This is a genomic window from Stutzerimonas tianxiuensis, from assembly GCF_053470365.1.
In genome coordinates this window covers 61948-78057 of sequence record NZ_JBPVWS010000003.1, presented here as the reverse complement: position 1 = coordinate 78057, position 16110 = coordinate 61948, and the positions used below count along the sequence as shown (strand labels likewise).

The following is a 16110-nucleotide window of genomic DNA, read 5'->3' as shown; positions in this document are numbered from 1 at the left end:
ACTGAGAGGTAATGGGGCTGTTTTATACAGAGGCGGCGCTCAGAACAGCGCCGTGGAATTCGCTTCGCTAAGCGTCATTCACGGCGCCGATAGGCCACGCTGGACGAGCGCCTGGAACGGCCCCCGGAATCACATCAGAAGGGCATTTTGAAACCCGGTGGCAACTGCATACCATCGGTCATGCCGGCCATTTTTTCCTTGCTGTTCTGCTCGATCTTGCGAACCGCGTCGTTCACCGCAGCGGCTATCAAGTCCTCGAGAATTTCCTTGTCTTCCTGCATCAGGCTGTCATCAAGACTGACGCGCTTGACGTCATGCCGACCATTCATCACAACGCTCACCAAGCCAGCACCGGACTGACCGGTCACTTCTGCGTTGGCCAGCTCCTCCTGCATCTTTTGCATTTTTTCCTGCATCTGCTGCGCCTGCTTCATCAGGCCGGCCATGCCACCTTTCATCATGGGGTTTACCTCGGATTAGGGTTCGGAGTGTTCTACGGGTTCAATGGTACCGTCGCGAATGACGGCAGCGAACTGTTGCATCAACTGCTGGATCACGGGATCTGCCTGAATCGACTGCTCCGCAGCCCGCTGACGTTCGCCACGGCGCCGAGCAGCAGCCTGCGCCGGCGTTTCCTGCTGCGGGGTCTGCAACTCGATATCCAGCTGCAAAGTGCGCCCATGGTATTGGTTGAGTGCGTCGTTGAGACGCCGATGCTGAGTGGCGTTAAACAGCGCACTTTGCGCCGGGTCCAGATGCATGAGCCAGCGGTCGCCCTCTACAGCAATCAAGGTGCAGTTAGCCGCAATACTTCCGGTCAGACCAGCAAGTCCCAGCTTCAAATAAATGTCCAGCCACTCGGCCGCCAACCCCGTGGCCGGCTCAACGGCTGGAGCCGGTTCGGCCGGCTGTGGGTCAGCCTCAAAATCGTCCAATCCGCCAAGGTAGGCTTCCGCCTGCGTTTCGACTTCGAAGTAGTCTTCGTCCGTGAGCGGCGGCTCATCATCGTCCGGCTCATTCACTTCAACCACCGCAGCGTGATGCGCTGGCTCAGCTAAAGGCTCGGCCTTTCGTTCCAGTGCCTCACTTTCCACGGCTACCGGTGGGGTGTCTGGAGGCTCATTCCAGGGCACATCCACCACCGGTGGCGCAGCTTCGGCCTTAGCAGGCCCGGACAAGGCAGGCGCAGACCCAGTATTCGTCACGGTTGCGATTTCCGGGGACGAAATACTGGCTACAGGCACGGGTGCCACAGTTCGTTCGGTAGCCACAACCGCCGAATCGGGGGCAGTCTGCGACGGATGCGCCTGTATGGGAGTCGGTGATTGTGCCGAAGCCGCTGGCACCGCAACCGGATCACGAACCGGCGCAGCCGATGTTGCTGAACCGGCCACGTTCGTTGCTCTGGAATCAGTCGTGGCCGGACTGACTCCCGATATCTTTAGCGGTGTTCGCGGCGCGCCTTCAGCATCGGCAGGCCGAAACGCGAGCATACGCAGCAGAACCATTTCGAAGCCGCTTCGCGGATCGGGGGCCAACGGCAGATCGCGCCTGCCGATCAGCCCCATCTGGTAATAAAACTGTACATCTTCGGCCGGCAACGCCTGCGCCAGGGCCAGCACTCGATCGCGATCGCCCTGCCCATTGTCGACCGCATCCGGCAAAGCCTGGGCGACAGCAACGCGGTGCAAGACGTTGAGCATTTCCGCGAGCACGCCCCCCCAATCGGGGCCTTGCTCTGCGAGATGACGTACCGCTTCGAGCAGCGCGCGGGCATCGCCCTCCAACAGCGACTGCAGCACGCCATAGACCTGTCCATGATCAAGGGTTCCGAGCATGCTGCGTACATCAGCCGCGAGCACCTTGCCCTCGCCAAAGGAGATCGCCTGATCGGTGAGGCTCATCGCATCGCGCATTGAACCGTCAGCGGCACGGCCGAGCAACCAGAGCGCATCCTCCTCGAATGGCACCTGCTCGACGCCAAGCACATGGGTCAGGTGCTCGACTACCCGCTCGGGCGGCATGTTCTTCAACGAGAACTGCAGGCAGCGGGACAGGATGGTCACCGGCAGCTTCTGCGGATCTGTGGTGGCCAACAGGAACTTGACGTGAGGCGGCGGCTCTTCAAGCGTCTTAAGCAATGCGTTGAACGAGTGCGACGAGAGCATGTGCACTTCGTCGATCAGGTAGACCTTGTAGCGCCCGCGGCTGGGGGCATACTGCACGTTGTCCAGCAGCTCCCTGGTGTCTTCGACCTTGGTGCGGCTCGCGGCGTCGACCTCGATCAGGTCGACGAACCGACCCTCATCGATTTCCCGGCAGACCGAGCATTCACCGCAAGGTGTGGAGCTGATGCCCGTCTCGCAATTGAGGCACTTGGCGATGATCCGCGCGATGGTGGTCTTGCCGACGCCACGAGTACCGGTGAACAGGTAGGCATGGTGCAGGCGCTGGCTGTCCAGCGCGTTGATCAGGGCCTTGAGCACATGCGTCTGCCCGACCATTTCGCGGAACGAACGCGGACGCCATTTACGGGCTAGTACCTGATAACTCATAACACCATCGCGGGATAAAGCAGAGGACGGGTAATGCTAGCGGAGCAGGCTGCAAATTGCATCCAGCCTGACGTCCGCCCCGTCGGCGCTCCTGGTCGCCACCAATCGGTTAACACTTAACGGTTGCGCCCAAGGCTCGTACGATTTTCTCCAGCTTTGGTTGACCGCCGTTAATCTCGATCTGCAAACCGTCTATTTCGCGACGCGGCGGGTACTGCTTGCGCAGCTGATCGAAGCCGACCCGGCGCTGGGCCTCGTCGGCGCCCAGATGACGGCGAAACGCAGCGTCATCACGTCGTGGGTCGTAAACCGCCCGACAGATTGTCGCCAACAGGTCAGCCGACCCTGCGGACGCATCGAAGATAAGACCGCGCAGCAATGTGGGCGGCATCAGCTCTGCCAGCTCGACCTTTGGCTCCAGCCCTTTGCTGGCACAAAACGCTTGATAGATCTGCGCCGTTCCGCGCAACTTCCCGTCGAGGCTATAGCCAGCAATATGCGGAGTCGCAATCCAACACAGCTCGGCCAATTCGACATCGACCTGCGGTTCTCCCTCCCAGACATCGAGTACTGCCTGGAGGTCTGTCCGCCTGGCCAACTGCCCGCGCAAAGCGTCATTGTCGACAACCGCGCCGCGAGCCGCATTGATCAGCCAGCAACCGGGTCGCAGCTGCTCCAGACGGGACTGATTCAATAAATGAAAAGTCGAGTGCTCGCCTTCCAGGGTCAGCGGGGTATGCAGGCTGATGACATCGCACTCGGCCAGTATTTCATCCAGCGTGACGAACTCACCCACTTCACGTGCCTGCCGCGGCGGATCGCAGACTCGCACGTCCCAGCCCAGACCACGCAAGACCTCTACCAGCCGGCCACCGACCTCGCCGGCGCCGATCACACCATAGCGGCGTCCCTCTAGCTCAACGCCCTCACCTTCGGCCAGAGCCAGAAGACTGCCGAGCACATAATCGACGACGCCCCGAGCGTTGCAACCCGGTGCGCTAGCCCAGCTGATTCCCGCCTCTTCAAAGTAGTCGAGATCGAGGTGGTCGGTGCCGATTGTGCAAGTGCCCACAAAGCGGACTGCACTCCCTTCGAGCAGCTCGCGGTCAACTCGGGTGACCGACCGAACCAGAAGCACGTCGGCCTGTTCGAGTGCGGCCCTGTTGATGCTTCTCCCTGGCATGCGGCGTATCTTGCCGAACTCAGCAAAAAAAGCGTCGACCAGAGGAATGTTCTCATCGGCAAGGATGCGCATTGTCAGGCTCCGTCAGTGATTACCCATTCTAGACCGCGTCGAGCCGCTCTGCTGGCTTCCCGTGCGTGCGCCTGGCGGCGTAGACTAGTCGGCTTCCTGTATACAATCCGGATAATCTGCAATGCCCACTGAGTTCAGACTCAGACGGGTTCGCGTTGAACTGCGCACCCTCTTCGCCCTCGCCCTGCCGATGATGATTGCTCAACTGGCAAACACAGCCATGGGTTTTGTCGACACCCTGATGGCTGGCCGCGTCAGTCCCGAAGACCTAGCAGCAGTTGCCTTGGGCAACTCGATCTGGGTGCCGGTATTTCTGCTTGTGACAGGTGTCATCCTGGCGACCACCCCGAATGTCGCTCAGCACTTTGGCCGTGACCAGCACGAACGGATTGGGCCGCTGGTCCGCCAGGCGTTGTGGATGGGGCTCGGTGTAGGATCGTTGTTCGCGCTGTTGATGTGGAACGCTGAACCGGTCCTGCATCTGATGAAGGTCGAACCGGCACTGATTGACCCGACCATGGCATATTTGCGTGCAGTCGCCTGCGGCTTTCCCGCAGTGGCGTTGTACCAGGTGCTGCGTTGTTACAGCGATGGGCTCGGCCACACCCGGCCCAGCATGGTGGTCGGCATTCTTGCGCTGATGCTGAATATTCCGCTCAATTACATCTTCATCTACGGCAAGCTGGGGCTGCCGGCCATGGGCGGCGTCGGTTGTGGCTGGGCTACCGCGGTGGTCATGGCTTTCATGCTGCTGGCGATGCTGTTCTGGGTGCGCCGCGCCAACTACTACCAGCCAAGCCAATTGTTCACCCGTTTCGATTGGCCGGAATGGCCGGTGCTCAGCCGACTGCTATCGGTCGGCGTACCGATTGGTGTTGCGGTGTTCGCCGAGGCCAGTATTTTTTCGGTCATCGCACTTCTGATCGGCGGCCTCGGTGCGACCGTGGTAGCCGGGCATCAGATCGCGCTGAATTTCACTTCGCTGATCTTCATGATTCCGCTGTCGCTGGGCATGGCCATCACCATCCGCATCGGCCAGGCGCTGGGCCGAGGCGCCCCACGCGACGCACGCTTTGTTGCTGGCGTGGGGATCGTATCGAGCCTCGTCTATGCCTGCTTCTCGGCAGGCAGCATGCTGTTGTTCAGCGAGCAGATTGCGCGCATCTACACAACCGATCAGGCTGTGATCGCCGTAGCCGCCAGCCTGTTTTTCTACGCCGCACTGTTTCAGTTTTCGGACGTAGTTCAAGTCACCGCAGCCGGCGCACTGCGCGGCTATCAGGACACGCGAATGACCATGATATTCACGCTTTTCGCCTACTGGGGAATCGGCCTGCCGGTGGGCTACCTGCTTGGCCTTACCGACAAATTTGGCGAGCCCAGCGGACCGGCAGGGCTTTGGCAGGGCTTGATCGCCGGACTGAGCTGCGCCGCGTTTCTGCTGACCATTCGCCTGGTGCGCAGCGCCCGTCGTGAAATTCGCCGAAAGCCGAACCAGGCAGCAATCTAGCGCTTATCTGCTACCGGCTGTTCAGACCTCCAAGGCCAGCATGACAGCACTCAGCAACAGGAAGCCGCTGAATAGCAGACGCAAAGTACGCTCCGGCAGCGCATGGGCCAACCTCACCCCGAGGCTGATGCTCAAGAGCCCCCCAATGGCAAGCGGCAACCCCAGCATCCAGTCCACCTGACCATGAGTGGCGTAAGTGACCAGCGTAACCGCGGTGCTTGGCGCCGCCAGCGCAAGAGAAAGACCCTGTGCCACAACCTGTGACGTGCCAAATACAGCTGTGAGTACTGGCGTGGCAAGCACTGCGCCCCCCACGCCAAATAACCCGCCCAGCCCGCCGGCGCCAGCGCCCAGTACGCCTAACCAGGGCCAGGGATGACGCAGTTCGGTCCCACCGGATGGCGGCCTGAAGAACACCCGCGACAATGTGTGTATAGCCAAGGCGACGAGAAACACCACAAAGGCAATCCGCATGCGCTCAGCGTTCAGCGATACAGCGAGCGCAGCACCCGCGATGGCGAAGCAAAAACTGGCGATGCCCAACGCTGCCGCGTGGCGAAGGTCGATGCGATTGCGCTGATGGTAGCGCCAGATGGCGAGCAGCACGTTGGGCACCACCATGACCAAGGCGGTGCCCTGAGCGACCTGCTGGTCCAGATCGAACAACACACCTAATACCGGAATTGCGATCAGCCCTCCCCCAATACCGAACAGGCCACCCAGCGTGCCCAACGCCAGACCCAGAACCACATCCAAAACAAATCCGACCAGGTCCATGACGCCTCCTATCAAAGGCGCAATGCTACTCAGCGCGCTCTAGTAGGCATATGCACAAGCATGCACAATGGCTTTGCGTATTCCGCAAAGCGAAGCGAGCATCATGGATGCAACAGTCCTTACTAATCAGTTCAAGTTATTCCTCGACGTAATCGATACCAGAAGCTTCTCGGTAGCAGGCAGGCTGCATGCGCTAGCGCCTTCGTCCGTCTCGCGACGCATGGACGCATTGGAGCGTTCACTTGGTTGCCAGCTGGTCAGTCGTACCAGCCATGCGATCAAGCCTACCGCTGCTGGGCAGCTGTTTGCCGAGCGTGCCAGACGCATCGTTCAGGAATTGCAACTTGCTCGGGCCGAGATGGCCTCGCTACAAAGCGCACCGGAAGGCCGCATCCGCATTGACGCACCCGCTCCTTTCGGACGCAGACATCTGGCGCCAGCACTTGCCGATTTCTTGCAGGCCTACCCTCGAGTGGACATCCAGCTACGCCTGATCGATAGCTTCATCGATATGCACGGTGAGCATCTGGGAGAGGTCGATCTGGTGCTACGTATTGGCCAGCTTGCCGACACGCGCCTCGTGGCAACGCCGCTGGCACCGATGAGGCGCATCGTTTGTGCCAGCCCGAGTTATTTGCAACGGAGAGGAGCACCGCAATCGGTAGCGGAACTGCCGGAACACGACGGGCTGGACTGGGACGCGCTGGCGCCTCCGCACGCATGGCGTTTCGAGCACGAGGGCAAGCGACAACTGCTGAGACCGAAGCGGCTGCGTATGGTAGCGAACAATGCGGAAGCGTTGCTGACCGCCACTTTGGCTGGATTGGGTATCGCCCATCTACCCACCTGGCTGATCAGTGACCAACTCCTCAGTGGTGATTTGTTGCCGCTGTTCTGTGAAGGTGGCCTGCCCGAACCGGAATCTAGCGGCATTTATGCGTTGCGCCTGACCCGGGAAGCCGATTCACGCAGCCGATTGTTGCTTGAGTTTTTGAAGGGTCGCTTCGGCCCGGTCCCGCCATGGGACCAGGCGCTGCAAAGCGGACTCACACTTACTTAAAGCATTGAGGTGTCAGACAGCGCACCCAGAAAGCTCCTGGGTCACCCCCCAACCATCCAGCACACCACCTAGCGGCTCGACCAGGTTCTCCAGGTCCTGCTCGAAATCGCCGATACCATCAAAAGTGGCGTACATCACCTTGCTGACCTGGAGGTCCCAGGCGCCATCGTCGCGGGGTGCTATCTGTGTATTGACGCACTCGCCACGGAAATTGCTGGCCGCGGCGCAGGCACGTTCACGATCGGGAAACACGGCATAGAACTCGATCGGATGGACGCGGGCAAAGTCGAAACCGCCCTCCTTCATCCTCAAAAGAACATTGCCGCTTACATCCTCATGGAAGGTGGTACTCATAAAACAACCTCCTCTCACTCATGGATGACGACTTCAGGAATGGAAAGCCTTGTCTACCTCGTTGCGGAACGACCGGACAGCGCCGGACGCGAATTGCCTGGTTGATCGAAAAAAGAAACCCAGCGGTGTTTCTAATAGGCCTCGGCAACGTCTGGGAGTTCGATACAGCAATCGAACGACCCTGACCGTACGTCACCAATACCACACGGCCTAGCAGCTAAGCACCAAGCGATTTCAGTGCTCCATCGCTACCACTGGAACATACGACGTATAAACCGCGTCCGCAACGGGAAGGTTTAATCCCACTCAATCACCACTGACAGGAATGCCAGCGACCAATTTGCTGCACCGAATCTCGTTGCAGCAAGCTGATCACTCAGCCGTTGCTGGGCTTGCTGATGGCTTGCAACACGTATTGAGGTAGCGCGAACGCGCCAATATGGAGGTGTGGATTGTAGTAACGGGTCACGATCCCACTGCCGGCGAAACGCTGGCACAGGGTTTCCAACGACAGCTTGCGACTGTCGGCATCGCAAGCGCCCCAGGCAAACGTCATGGCGCCCCCGATATAGGTGGGAACCGCAGCTTGGTAAAAATGCCAGTCGGGAAACAGGCCGGCCATCCGCTTGGAGGTGGTCTGCACTTCAGCCAATTGCATGAACGGAGTGCCGTTCTGCGCGACCAGGATGCCACCTTCGTTGAGGCAACGACGACACGCCTGATAGAAGTTTTCGGAGAACAGCTCCTCTCCCGGCCCAATGGGATCGGTCGAGTCGGAGATAATCACATCGAACTTCTGATCGGTGGTCGCCACGAAGCGCATACCGTCATCAATTACCAGGCCCAACCGAGGATCGTCGAACGCTCCCTTGGAGTGTTCTGGCAAGAACTCCCTGCATAGCTCCACTACGGTGCTGTCGATTTCGACCATGGTGATGCTTTCGACGTCACGGTGCTTGGCCACCTCCCGCAGTATGCCGCCATCACCCCCACCAATGATCAGCACTCGCCGCGCCAGCCCGTGAGCCAGGATCGGCACGTGTGTAAGCATCTCGTGATAGATGAATTCGTCTGCCTCGGTGGTCTGGATAACCCCATCGAGCGCCATCACACGTCCCATACGGGCGTTCTCGAATATCACCAGATGCTGATGCCCGGTGTGCACTTCATGCAGAATCTTGTCGACTCTGAAGCGCTGGCCGTACCCCTCGTAGAGAGTTTCCTGATAGTCGCTCATGGGTGTCTCCCTAATGGATGACTTAACAGACGGGCCTCGCAGGCGGCCCGATTGCCAGAGAGGCGCATTCTACTTTGGTCTTATGACAGGAGTAACCGCCCGTCCTCAAGGCACGTTTGATGAAGACTGCCCCATCACCACTGGCTATTGTCTAGTGATGATTTCTATCCAACTTCCTTATAACGCCCCATGGAGCTGGTCTCAGTTTCATCGGCACTTTGCCTTGCGCCTCCTGCCGGGTATCGAGGCGCTGGAGCCGGAGCGTTACAGCCGCACCGTGCAAGTGGGTGACGATGTCGGCTGGTTCAGCGTACGACCACTGCTGCCACAATCTGCTCTTGAACTGGTCATCAGCGATTCGCTAGAGGGACACGCCTCGACATTGGCAATGCGTGTACGAAAGATGTTCGACCTCGATGCCGATCCGGTCGCCATAACGCGCCATTTCGCTTCGGACCCTCAGCTCGGCCCTCTGGTCGCGGCTAACCCCGGATTGCGCTTACCCAGCGCGTTCGATCCGTTCGAACAAGCCGTGCGGGCTATCGTTGGTCAACAGGTCACGGTTAAGGCAGCAGTGACCATCACCCGACGCCTGATCGAACGATCTGGGGAAAACCGGCTTAGCCAATCTGCGGTTGGAACGAATGGCTTGACCATGCTGTTTCCCGGCCCACAAACGCTAGCCACCGCGGCACTGGAAAATATCGGCATGCCCGGCAAGCGGGTGGCGGCACTGCAACATCTATCAGCCGCCGTTGCTGGCGGCGCACTTGAGTTGCATGTCGAAAACGGTGCAGACGCGCTGGTCAGCCATCTTTGCCAGCTACCCGGTATTGGGCCATGGACGGCTGAATACATTGCGTTGAGGGGGTTCGGCGAGGCGGATGCCTTTCCAGCAGCCGACCTTGGCCTGCTGAAATCGCCGTTATGGGGAAGTGACGGCATCAGCGCGAAAGAGTTGCTCGCGCGATCACAGGCTTGGCGACCCTGGCGGGCCTATGCCGCAGTGCATATCTGGGAGAGTTATGCCGCAGCGCCGATCAAGGCGGAGGAAGCCTGGCCAGAACTCGTGGCGGGTCGCTAATCGGCAACGCTAGGACCAAAGCCTCACCGGATCGGGGAAAGATGCCCGTCAGTGCGGTGATATTGACTTGATGACTGATTAGCACGATGGGTGATGTCCCTGGCAATGCTCGCAAGTACATGAGCAAGGCTTGGGTCTGCTCGTTCTTGCGGTAGGTCTGGGCAAAGAACGAATCGAGAAGCGGCAGCGGCTCAACTGGCTTAAAGCCCAGCAGTTCTGCCGTATCCAACGCCCGGCACCAACGACTGCTGAGTACCCGCGCCGAAGTAATGCTGTTCTGCCGGAGCAGATCACCCCACCGCGCTGCCTGCAGGCGGCCCGCCTGATCAAGATTGCGCTGAGTCGTGCAGTCCTCCAGTACGAAACCCGGCGGATCGCCTGTCCCAGGCGCCAAGGCATGACGCATGAGCAGAACGGCACGGCCCTCCCGCAGGGCAGTCCAAGCCACCTCGTCACCACTCCAGGCACTACCGGCCCAAAGCATCAACGCGACCAGAACTGATATGCGCATTTACAACCTGACTTTGGCGAAATGTCCGGCGGCCACGAACCACATGATCAGTCCGACAACTGGCAACAGGACGACAACAAGACTCCAGATGATCTTGCGACCCACCTCGATACGACTTCGCCAGATCTGCACGATGGCTACCAGATTAGCCACCAACACGATCAAGGCCAGCAGCGTACTCCAGGTTTCCACCGGTCAGTGCCTCAGGTTGCGCTCATCAGGCCGATTGCCACGCGGCCCCATGATGCCCCAGATGATCAGGCCCAACACTGGCAGGATGACGATCAACAACACCCAGAGAGCTTTTTTCCCGGTGCTGCTGTCGCTTCGCACCACGCTGATGATTGCCCAGATATCCAGTGCCAGGATAAGCAGGCCGAAAATACCGCCGAAGGCATCGGTCATGACAAGACTCCAAATTACAGTGAGTTCGTAATTAGGATGCCAGGCGGGTTTGAGGGTTCAGTACGCGATCTGCTCACGGCGCGGATCGTTCGCCTCGAAGCTGGCGAACGCTGGATGATCAGCCAGCTCACACCCTCTCACAGCAGGCCGCAGGTGTGCCGACACTGCTGCGCAGCATCCAGCTCTTCATATATAGAAGAGAAAGAGAATCCCGTCGGACTGCAAGCTGATCGAGCCCGCAATACATGGGAACAGCACGTCGAAGACGGACCTCACGGCGCTGGTGATGTTTTCGACATCGGTAAGGATGGCTTTGCCGGGATCAGAAGTCATCAAGGCGCGGAAAACGGCCGGCAATGTCTTCCCCGGTGAATTGCGCGACCCAACCTTCTGGGTTAGTGAACAGGCGAATGGCAACGAAGTGAGGGTGCTCGCCCATATCGAACCAATGCCGGGTTCCTGCAGGCACCGAGATCAGGTCGTTTTTCTCGCACAGCACGGCATACACCCTGTCCTCGATATGCAGGCTGAACAGCCCGCGGCCGACGACAAAGAAACGCACCTCGTCCTCGGCGTGCTGGTGTTCTTCAAGGAACTTGGCGCGGAGTTCTGCCTTATCTGGATGATCGCTGGTCACGCTGAGGGTGTCGACTGTGACGTAGCCGCGCTCTCCCATTAATCGATCGATCTGCGGACGATAGGCGGCTATTACCTCCTCTGAACTTGCACCGGCACGAATGGGTGTGCTGGCTTCCCAGCGTTCCAGCTGCACCCCGACTTCGGCCAGGGTGGCGGCAATATCTTCAACATGCGTGAGCACTTTGAGAGGCTGCTCCGGCGCAGTGTCCTGATAAACGCTAAGGATGCTCATACTGGCTGTCTCCTATCGGGATGGCTGCCCCGGCGTTGGAAAGGTCGGAACCTCGGCGCTTATCAGACGGGCCGAGCGTTACTGCTGATGGCCGGCGACCAACCGCTGCCATAGCGAAACAGGCCAGCGTCGATGACGGTTTCCACGGTATAGCGGTCATACCGAATTCCTGCGCGGGAAGACGATGATAACGGCTGCGCCGAGCGCTGACAGGCTGGCAATGGCGAAGGTCCACAAAGGGCCGAGACTGGCCCAGCTGTAGCCGGAGTAAAGCGCACCCAGCGCCCCGCCCACTCCGGCAAGGGTCGCATACAGCGCTTGCCCCTGCCCTTGCTGGCGGTGACCAAAGCTGCGCTGGACGAAATGAATGGCAGCCGCATGAAAACTGCCGAAGGTTGCCGCGTGCATCAGCTGCGCAATCAACAGCACCCCAAGATGATCAGCCTGCGTTCCCAGCAGTAGCCAGCGCAGCGCCGCCAGCAGAAAGCTAGCGGCAAGGACCTGACGCAACGAAAAGCGCGCAAGCAGCCGTGCCATTACCAGGAAGATCAGGATCTCAGCTACCACTCCGAGTGCCCAGAGCAGGCCGATGGTGCCACGCCCGTAGCCGAGCGCCTCGAGATGAATGGTAAAAAAGGTGTAGTACGGACCATGACTGACCTGCATCAGACCGACGCACACGAAGAATGCCAATACCCCCGGCCGGCAGAGCTGGCGAAGAAAGCCACCCTGCCCCTCCGGCTCAGGACGCTCCGCCGGCACCGCATTGGGCACCCATAAGCTGCTGATCACGATCCCGGTCATCACTAACAGGACCGCCGCCGGATAGATGTCGAGACTCAGGTGTTCGAACAACGCGCCAAGCCCTACTACCGCCGCGATGAAACCGATGCTGCCCCAGAGGCGGATCTGACTGTAGCGAGACGCTTGCTCATGCAGGTGCGCCAGCGTAATGACCTCGAACTGCGGTAGCACGGCATGCCAGAAGAAGGCATGCAGCGCCATCACCAGCGCCAGCCAAGCGTAACTCTTGCTGTAGAAGATCAAGCTGAACGAAATCAGCGTACAGAGTGCGCCAATCCGAACAATCGCCAGACGTCGGCCTGTGACATCGCCCAGCCAACCCCACAGGTTCGGCGCCAGGCAACGCATCAGCATGGGAATGGCCACCAGCTCGCCAATGCGCTCGGCAGTAAAGCCGAGGTGGTCGAAATAGAGGCCGAGGAACGGCGCCGCCGAACCGAGCAGCGCAAAGTAGAAGAAGTAAAAACCGGACAGACGCCAGTAGGGAATGGAAGCCGCCATAAGCAACAAGCCAGTAGCTGGAAACAAACGTGACGCTGGAGCGAGCGCTTTGCTCGCTTTCCAGCTTCAGGCCTCCAGCGGCAGGCTCAGAGCTGCGCCAACACCGGCGTACCCACCAGCACATCGGCGTTCTGCCCGCGATGGCGCAACAGATGGTCAAGCAACACGATGGCCATCATCGCTTCGGCGATTGGCGTGGCTCGGATACCTACGCATGGATCGTGGCGACCCTTGGTGATGACCTCAACCGGATTGCCGTCGACGTCGATGGAGCGTCCTGGTGTCGTGATGCTCGACGTAGGCTTGAGCGCCAGATGCGCGATGATCGGCTGGCCGGACGAAACGCCTCCCAGGACACCACCAGCATGGTTCGACAGGAAGCCGTCTGGCGTCATCTCGTCACGGTGCTCGGTACCGCGCTGGGCCACGCTGGCAAAACCGGCGCCAATCTCCACGCCTTTTACTGCGTTGATGCTCATCAGGGCATGTGCCAGTTCAGCATCAAGGCGGTCAAAAATTGGCTCCCCAAGCCCCGGCGGAACGCCTTCGGCGACGACACTGATCTTCGCGCCAACCGAATCCTGATCACGACGCAACTGATCCATGTAGGCCTCCAGCTCCGGGACCTTGTCCGGGTCTGGGCTGAAAAAAGCGTTCTGCTCGACGCTGTCCCAGGTCTTGAAAGGAATTTCGATCGGGCCCAGCTGACTCATGTAGCCGCGCACCTGGATGCCCAGGGTCGCCAGGTATTTCTTGGCAATGGCACCGGCAGCGACGCGCATGGCGGTTTCGCGGGCTGAGCTGCGGCCACCTCCGCGATAGTCGCGCAGGCCATACTTGTGGTGATAGCTGTAGTCGGCATGTGCGGGACGGAACTGATCCTTGATGGCTGAGTAATCCTTGGATTTCTGATCGGTGTTGCGGATCAGCAGACCGATCGGGCAACCGGTTGTCCGCCCTTCGAACACGCCAGAAAGAATCTCGACCTCGTCGGCCTCCTGGCGTTGAGTGGTGTGCCGGCTGGTGCCGGGCTTGCGTCGATCGAGGTCGCGTTGCAGGTCAGCGGCGCTTAGCTCCAGGCCTGGCGGACAGCCGTCGACAATCGCGACCAGTGCCGGACCATGGCTTTCGCCAGCCGTGGTGACGGTGAACAGCTTGCCGTATGTATTGCCGGACATGCAGGGCGCTCCGCGATCGACCTAAAGAGGGGGCGGAAGTATACCCGAGCTGCTGAAGGTTTCGCTGCCTGCGGACGCGGCGCATACTGCCAACCCGCCGGCTCGCGAGCTCGCTTCGTATCCCCGTTCCGCCTATGGTTTATTTTTGTCCATGCGTTTCTTTTTACTGCTCGGCTTGCTCGCCATGTTCGCTCCCTTAGCCCAAGCCCAGACGTGGGTAAATCAGAGGATGACTGTGCAGGTGCCGGCCGGGCATCTTCATGGCAGCCTGCTGCTGCCTAAGACTGACGCACCCTTGCCGGTCGCGCTGTTGATAGCAGGATCGGGCCCGACCGACCGCGACGGCAACAACCCACTGGGACACAACGACAGCCTCAAGCGACTGGCGCAGGCATTGGCCAAGCGCGGTATCGCCAGTGTGCGCTACGACAAGCGTGGAGTCGGTCAGAGCCAACCGGTGGCGCCGGACGAAAGTCAGTTGAAGGTAGAAGACTATGTCGACGATGCAGTGGCTTGGTCACGGTTGCTACAAGCCGATCCACGGTTTTCGGCGCTCGTGCTGATTGGCCATAGCGAAGGCGCATTGATTGCCAGTCTGGCCGAACCTACCGTCAAACCTGCCGCGTTGATCAGCCTCGCAGGCAGCGGTCGCCCCATCGATGCGCTACTGCGAGAGCAGCTGCAGGGCCGTCTACCAACAGCGCTTCTGGCAAGCGCGAACTACCTGATCGATGAACTGAACGCGGGAAGAATCCACCAGCAGGTGCCCGAGCCGCTGCAAGTGCTTTTTCGCTTGAGCGTTCAACCCTACCTGATCTCTCTGTTCCAGGAAGATCCGGCCGCTGCATTTGCCAACACCACAGCGCCGGCCTTGATCATTCAGGGCTCTCATGACATTCAGGTCAGCTCCAAAGATGCGCAAGCGCTGAAACAGGCCAGGGCAGATGCCGAGTTAGCGCTGATCAAAGGGATGGGCCACGTATTGCGCATCACGCCGCAGGATAGCGCCGGACAAGTGGCTTCCTACAACAGCCCCGAACTGCCTATCGCGCATGAACTGACGGAACAGATCAGCCGGTTCTTGACCGAGCACGGCGTATTGCCAGCCTCCAGTTAGGCGACCGCCGGCCGATACGCTCCTTGCCTGCCGCAACGACCACCGCCAGGCCTATGGACACCGAGATGACCGACAGCCCAACAGCCCTGAAGAAAACGACGCCCAGACGCCCGCGGTGGCGCAGCAGCCGCACCCCTGGGCCGCGCTCGCGCCGGATCGATTCCGGCTGCTCCGTCTGGCTCCGCTGCCTACCGACCGGGACACCGGGACACGTCCGCTGCGTTTCGTCGAGCTGGCCCAGGTCGAGCGACATACGCCTGAGCAGAGCCTGTTGAGGCTCTTCATTCGTATACCGGGCCAAGTGTTATCGAAGCAGCAGAACCTGCTGGAGGTCTGGGCCGACCACCGGGCCAAGGAGCTGCGCTTCGGCCCCGATTCAGGCTTGCATGTAGAACCGATAAACCGTGGCCTCGGGCGCTTCCTGCTGGCGCAAGGGGCAGCTTGGGCGCAACGACGCTGGGCGCACTATCTGGTAGAAGGCGGCGCGCTGCCGGTCAAGGATATAACCGGCGAAGATGCACGGTTGCGGCGCGATCATTGCCTGCTGAGTCAAGGATTCGACGTGGTCTACGCCGAGCCCCAGAAGCCCAAGGCAACCTATAGCGCAGCTCGTGTCAGCGCCTTACGGCCAGACTGGAACCTCGAAAAAGTGCAGATCATCGAACTGCAAGAAGCGGCGGCTATGCTCGAGCAGGCTGATCGAAATCTACTCGAACAGGAAAATCGGATTCGCGACACCCATGAACGATTGAGCAAACTCCGTCGAGAGGATGGCACCCTCCGATTCACCATTGCCTGCCTGATTGTGTTCTCACTGTTTCAGGCCGGGCTACTGATCTGGATCGCAACCCGCTGACAGCCCTGCCCTTGTACCGAGCAGAGTACCGCGCA

General features: G+C 59.9%; 17 protein-coding genes. 5 read left to right on the top strand and 12 right to left on the bottom strand.

Annotated features, from left to right (window positions below; all coding sequences use genetic code 11):
* Nucleotides 1-134 precede the first annotated feature (134 nt).
* From ACSSNI_RS05505 to pdxB, 3 genes are all read right to left on the bottom strand, one after another.
* A complete protein-coding gene (locus tag ACSSNI_RS05505; protein WP_025241324.1) occupies nucleotides 135-461 on the bottom strand; it encodes a YbaB/EbfC family nucleoid-associated protein in 327 nt (108 codons plus the stop codon).
* 15 nt (nucleotides 462-476) lie between these two features.
* Nucleotides 477-2555 (bottom strand): DNA polymerase III subunit gamma/tau, encoded by a 2079-nt coding sequence (dnaX, locus tag ACSSNI_RS05500; protein ID WP_200637000.1) that lies wholly within the window; start codon nucleotides 2553-2555, stop codon nucleotides 477-479.
* Nucleotides 2556-2664: 109 nt separating this feature from the next.
* Entirely contained in the window at nucleotides 2665-3810 is a 1146-nt protein-coding gene (pdxB, locus tag ACSSNI_RS05495) for a 4-phosphoerythronate dehydrogenase PdxB (RefSeq protein WP_200637002.1), read from the bottom strand.
* Nucleotides 3811-3931: 121 nt separating this feature from the next.
* Here pdxB and ACSSNI_RS05490 point away from each other — a divergent pair, with 121 nt between their 5' ends.
* Nucleotides 3932-5320 carry an MATE family efflux transporter gene (locus tag ACSSNI_RS05490; protein ID WP_200637005.1) on the top strand — a complete coding sequence of 463 codons (1389 nt, stop codon included), beginning with the start codon at nucleotides 3932-3934 and terminating at the stop codon, nucleotides 5318-5320.
* A gap of 21 nt (nucleotides 5321-5341) precedes the next feature.
* Here ACSSNI_RS05490 and ACSSNI_RS05485 read toward each other — a convergent pair whose 3' ends face one another.
* Nucleotides 5342-6097 carry a sulfite exporter TauE/SafE family protein gene (locus ACSSNI_RS05485; RefSeq protein ID WP_200637007.1) on the bottom strand — a complete coding sequence of 252 codons (756 nt, stop codon included), beginning with the start codon at nucleotides 6095-6097 and terminating at the stop codon, nucleotides 5342-5344.
* Between the two features lie 103 nt (nucleotides 6098-6200).
* Here ACSSNI_RS05485 and ACSSNI_RS05480 point away from each other — a divergent pair, with 103 nt between their 5' ends.
* On the top strand, nucleotides 6201-7157 hold the full coding sequence (locus tag ACSSNI_RS05480; protein ID WP_200637163.1) for a LysR family transcriptional regulator: 957 nt from the start codon (nucleotides 6201-6203) through the stop codon (nucleotides 7155-7157).
* Between the two features lie 12 nt (nucleotides 7158-7169).
* Here ACSSNI_RS05480 and ACSSNI_RS05475 read toward each other — a convergent pair whose 3' ends face one another.
* Both ACSSNI_RS05475 and speE read right to left on the bottom strand, forming a co-directional pair.
* Nucleotides 7170-7511: a ribonuclease E inhibitor RraB gene (locus tag ACSSNI_RS05475; RefSeq protein ID WP_102835425.1), complete on the bottom strand. Its 342-nt coding sequence runs from the start codon at nucleotides 7509-7511 to the stop codon at nucleotides 7170-7172.
* Nucleotides 7512-7887: 376 nt separating this feature from the next.
* The gene (gene speE / locus ACSSNI_RS05470) at nucleotides 7888-8748 is read right to left on the bottom strand and encodes a polyamine aminopropyltransferase (protein WP_200637009.1); all 861 of its coding nucleotides are present in this window, start codon (nucleotides 8746-8748) and stop codon (nucleotides 7888-7890) included.
* Between the two features lie 157 nt (nucleotides 8749-8905).
* On the opposite strand from speE, the gene ACSSNI_RS05465 reads away from it, so the two are divergent.
* The gene (locus ACSSNI_RS05465; RefSeq protein ID WP_234484340.1) at nucleotides 8906-9832 is read left to right on the top strand and encodes a DNA-3-methyladenine glycosylase family protein; all 927 of its coding nucleotides are present in this window, start codon (nucleotides 8906-8908) and stop codon (nucleotides 9830-9832) included.
* Here ACSSNI_RS05465 and ACSSNI_RS05460 read toward each other — a convergent pair.
* The 6 genes from ACSSNI_RS05460 to aroC form a co-directional block, all read right to left on the bottom strand.
* Complete coding sequence (locus tag ACSSNI_RS05460) at nucleotides 9789-10343, bottom strand: histidine phosphatase family protein (RefSeq protein WP_200637013.1); 555 nt, start codon at nucleotides 10341-10343, stop codon at nucleotides 9789-9791. The genes ACSSNI_RS05465 and ACSSNI_RS05460 overlap by 44 nt on opposite strands.
* The gene (locus ACSSNI_RS05455; protein WP_159968411.1) at nucleotides 10344-10535 is read right to left on the bottom strand and encodes a PLDc N-terminal domain-containing protein; all 192 of its coding nucleotides are present in this window, start codon (nucleotides 10533-10535) and stop codon (nucleotides 10344-10346) included. It lies immediately after the preceding gene.
* A 3-nt stretch (nucleotides 10536-10538) separates the two neighbouring features.
* Complete coding sequence (locus ACSSNI_RS05450; protein WP_102835430.1) at nucleotides 10539-10748, bottom strand: PLD nuclease N-terminal domain-containing protein; 210 nt, start codon at nucleotides 10746-10748, stop codon at nucleotides 10539-10541.
* 322 nt (nucleotides 10749-11070) lie between these two features.
* The gene (locus ACSSNI_RS05445) at nucleotides 11071-11619 is read right to left on the bottom strand and encodes a 1,2-dihydroxy-3-keto-5-methylthiopentene dioxygenase (protein ID WP_200637017.1); all 549 of its coding nucleotides are present in this window, start codon (nucleotides 11617-11619) and stop codon (nucleotides 11071-11073) included.
* 156 nt (nucleotides 11620-11775) lie between these two features.
* Nucleotides 11776-12924 carry an MFS transporter gene (locus ACSSNI_RS05440; protein WP_102835432.1) on the bottom strand — a complete coding sequence of 383 codons (1149 nt, stop codon included), beginning with the start codon at nucleotides 12922-12924 and terminating at the stop codon, nucleotides 11776-11778.
* Nucleotides 12925-13010: 86 nt separating this feature from the next.
* On the bottom strand, nucleotides 13011-14102 hold the full coding sequence (aroC, locus tag ACSSNI_RS05435; RefSeq protein ID WP_102835433.1) for a chorismate synthase: 1092 nt from the start codon (nucleotides 14100-14102) through the stop codon (nucleotides 13011-13013).
* A gap of 151 nt (nucleotides 14103-14253) precedes the next feature.
* Between aroC and ACSSNI_RS05430 the strand changes: the two genes are divergently transcribed.
* Nucleotides 14254-15219 (top strand): alpha/beta hydrolase, encoded by a 966-nt coding sequence (locus tag ACSSNI_RS05430; RefSeq protein WP_200637020.1) that lies wholly within the window; start codon nucleotides 14254-14256, stop codon nucleotides 15217-15219.
* Between the two features lie 115 nt (nucleotides 15220-15334).
* Nucleotides 15335-16075: a hypothetical protein gene (locus tag ACSSNI_RS05425; protein WP_200637022.1), complete on the top strand. Its 741-nt coding sequence runs from the start codon at nucleotides 15335-15337 to the stop codon at nucleotides 16073-16075.
* The last annotated feature ends 35 nt before the right edge of the window (nucleotides 16076-16110 follow it).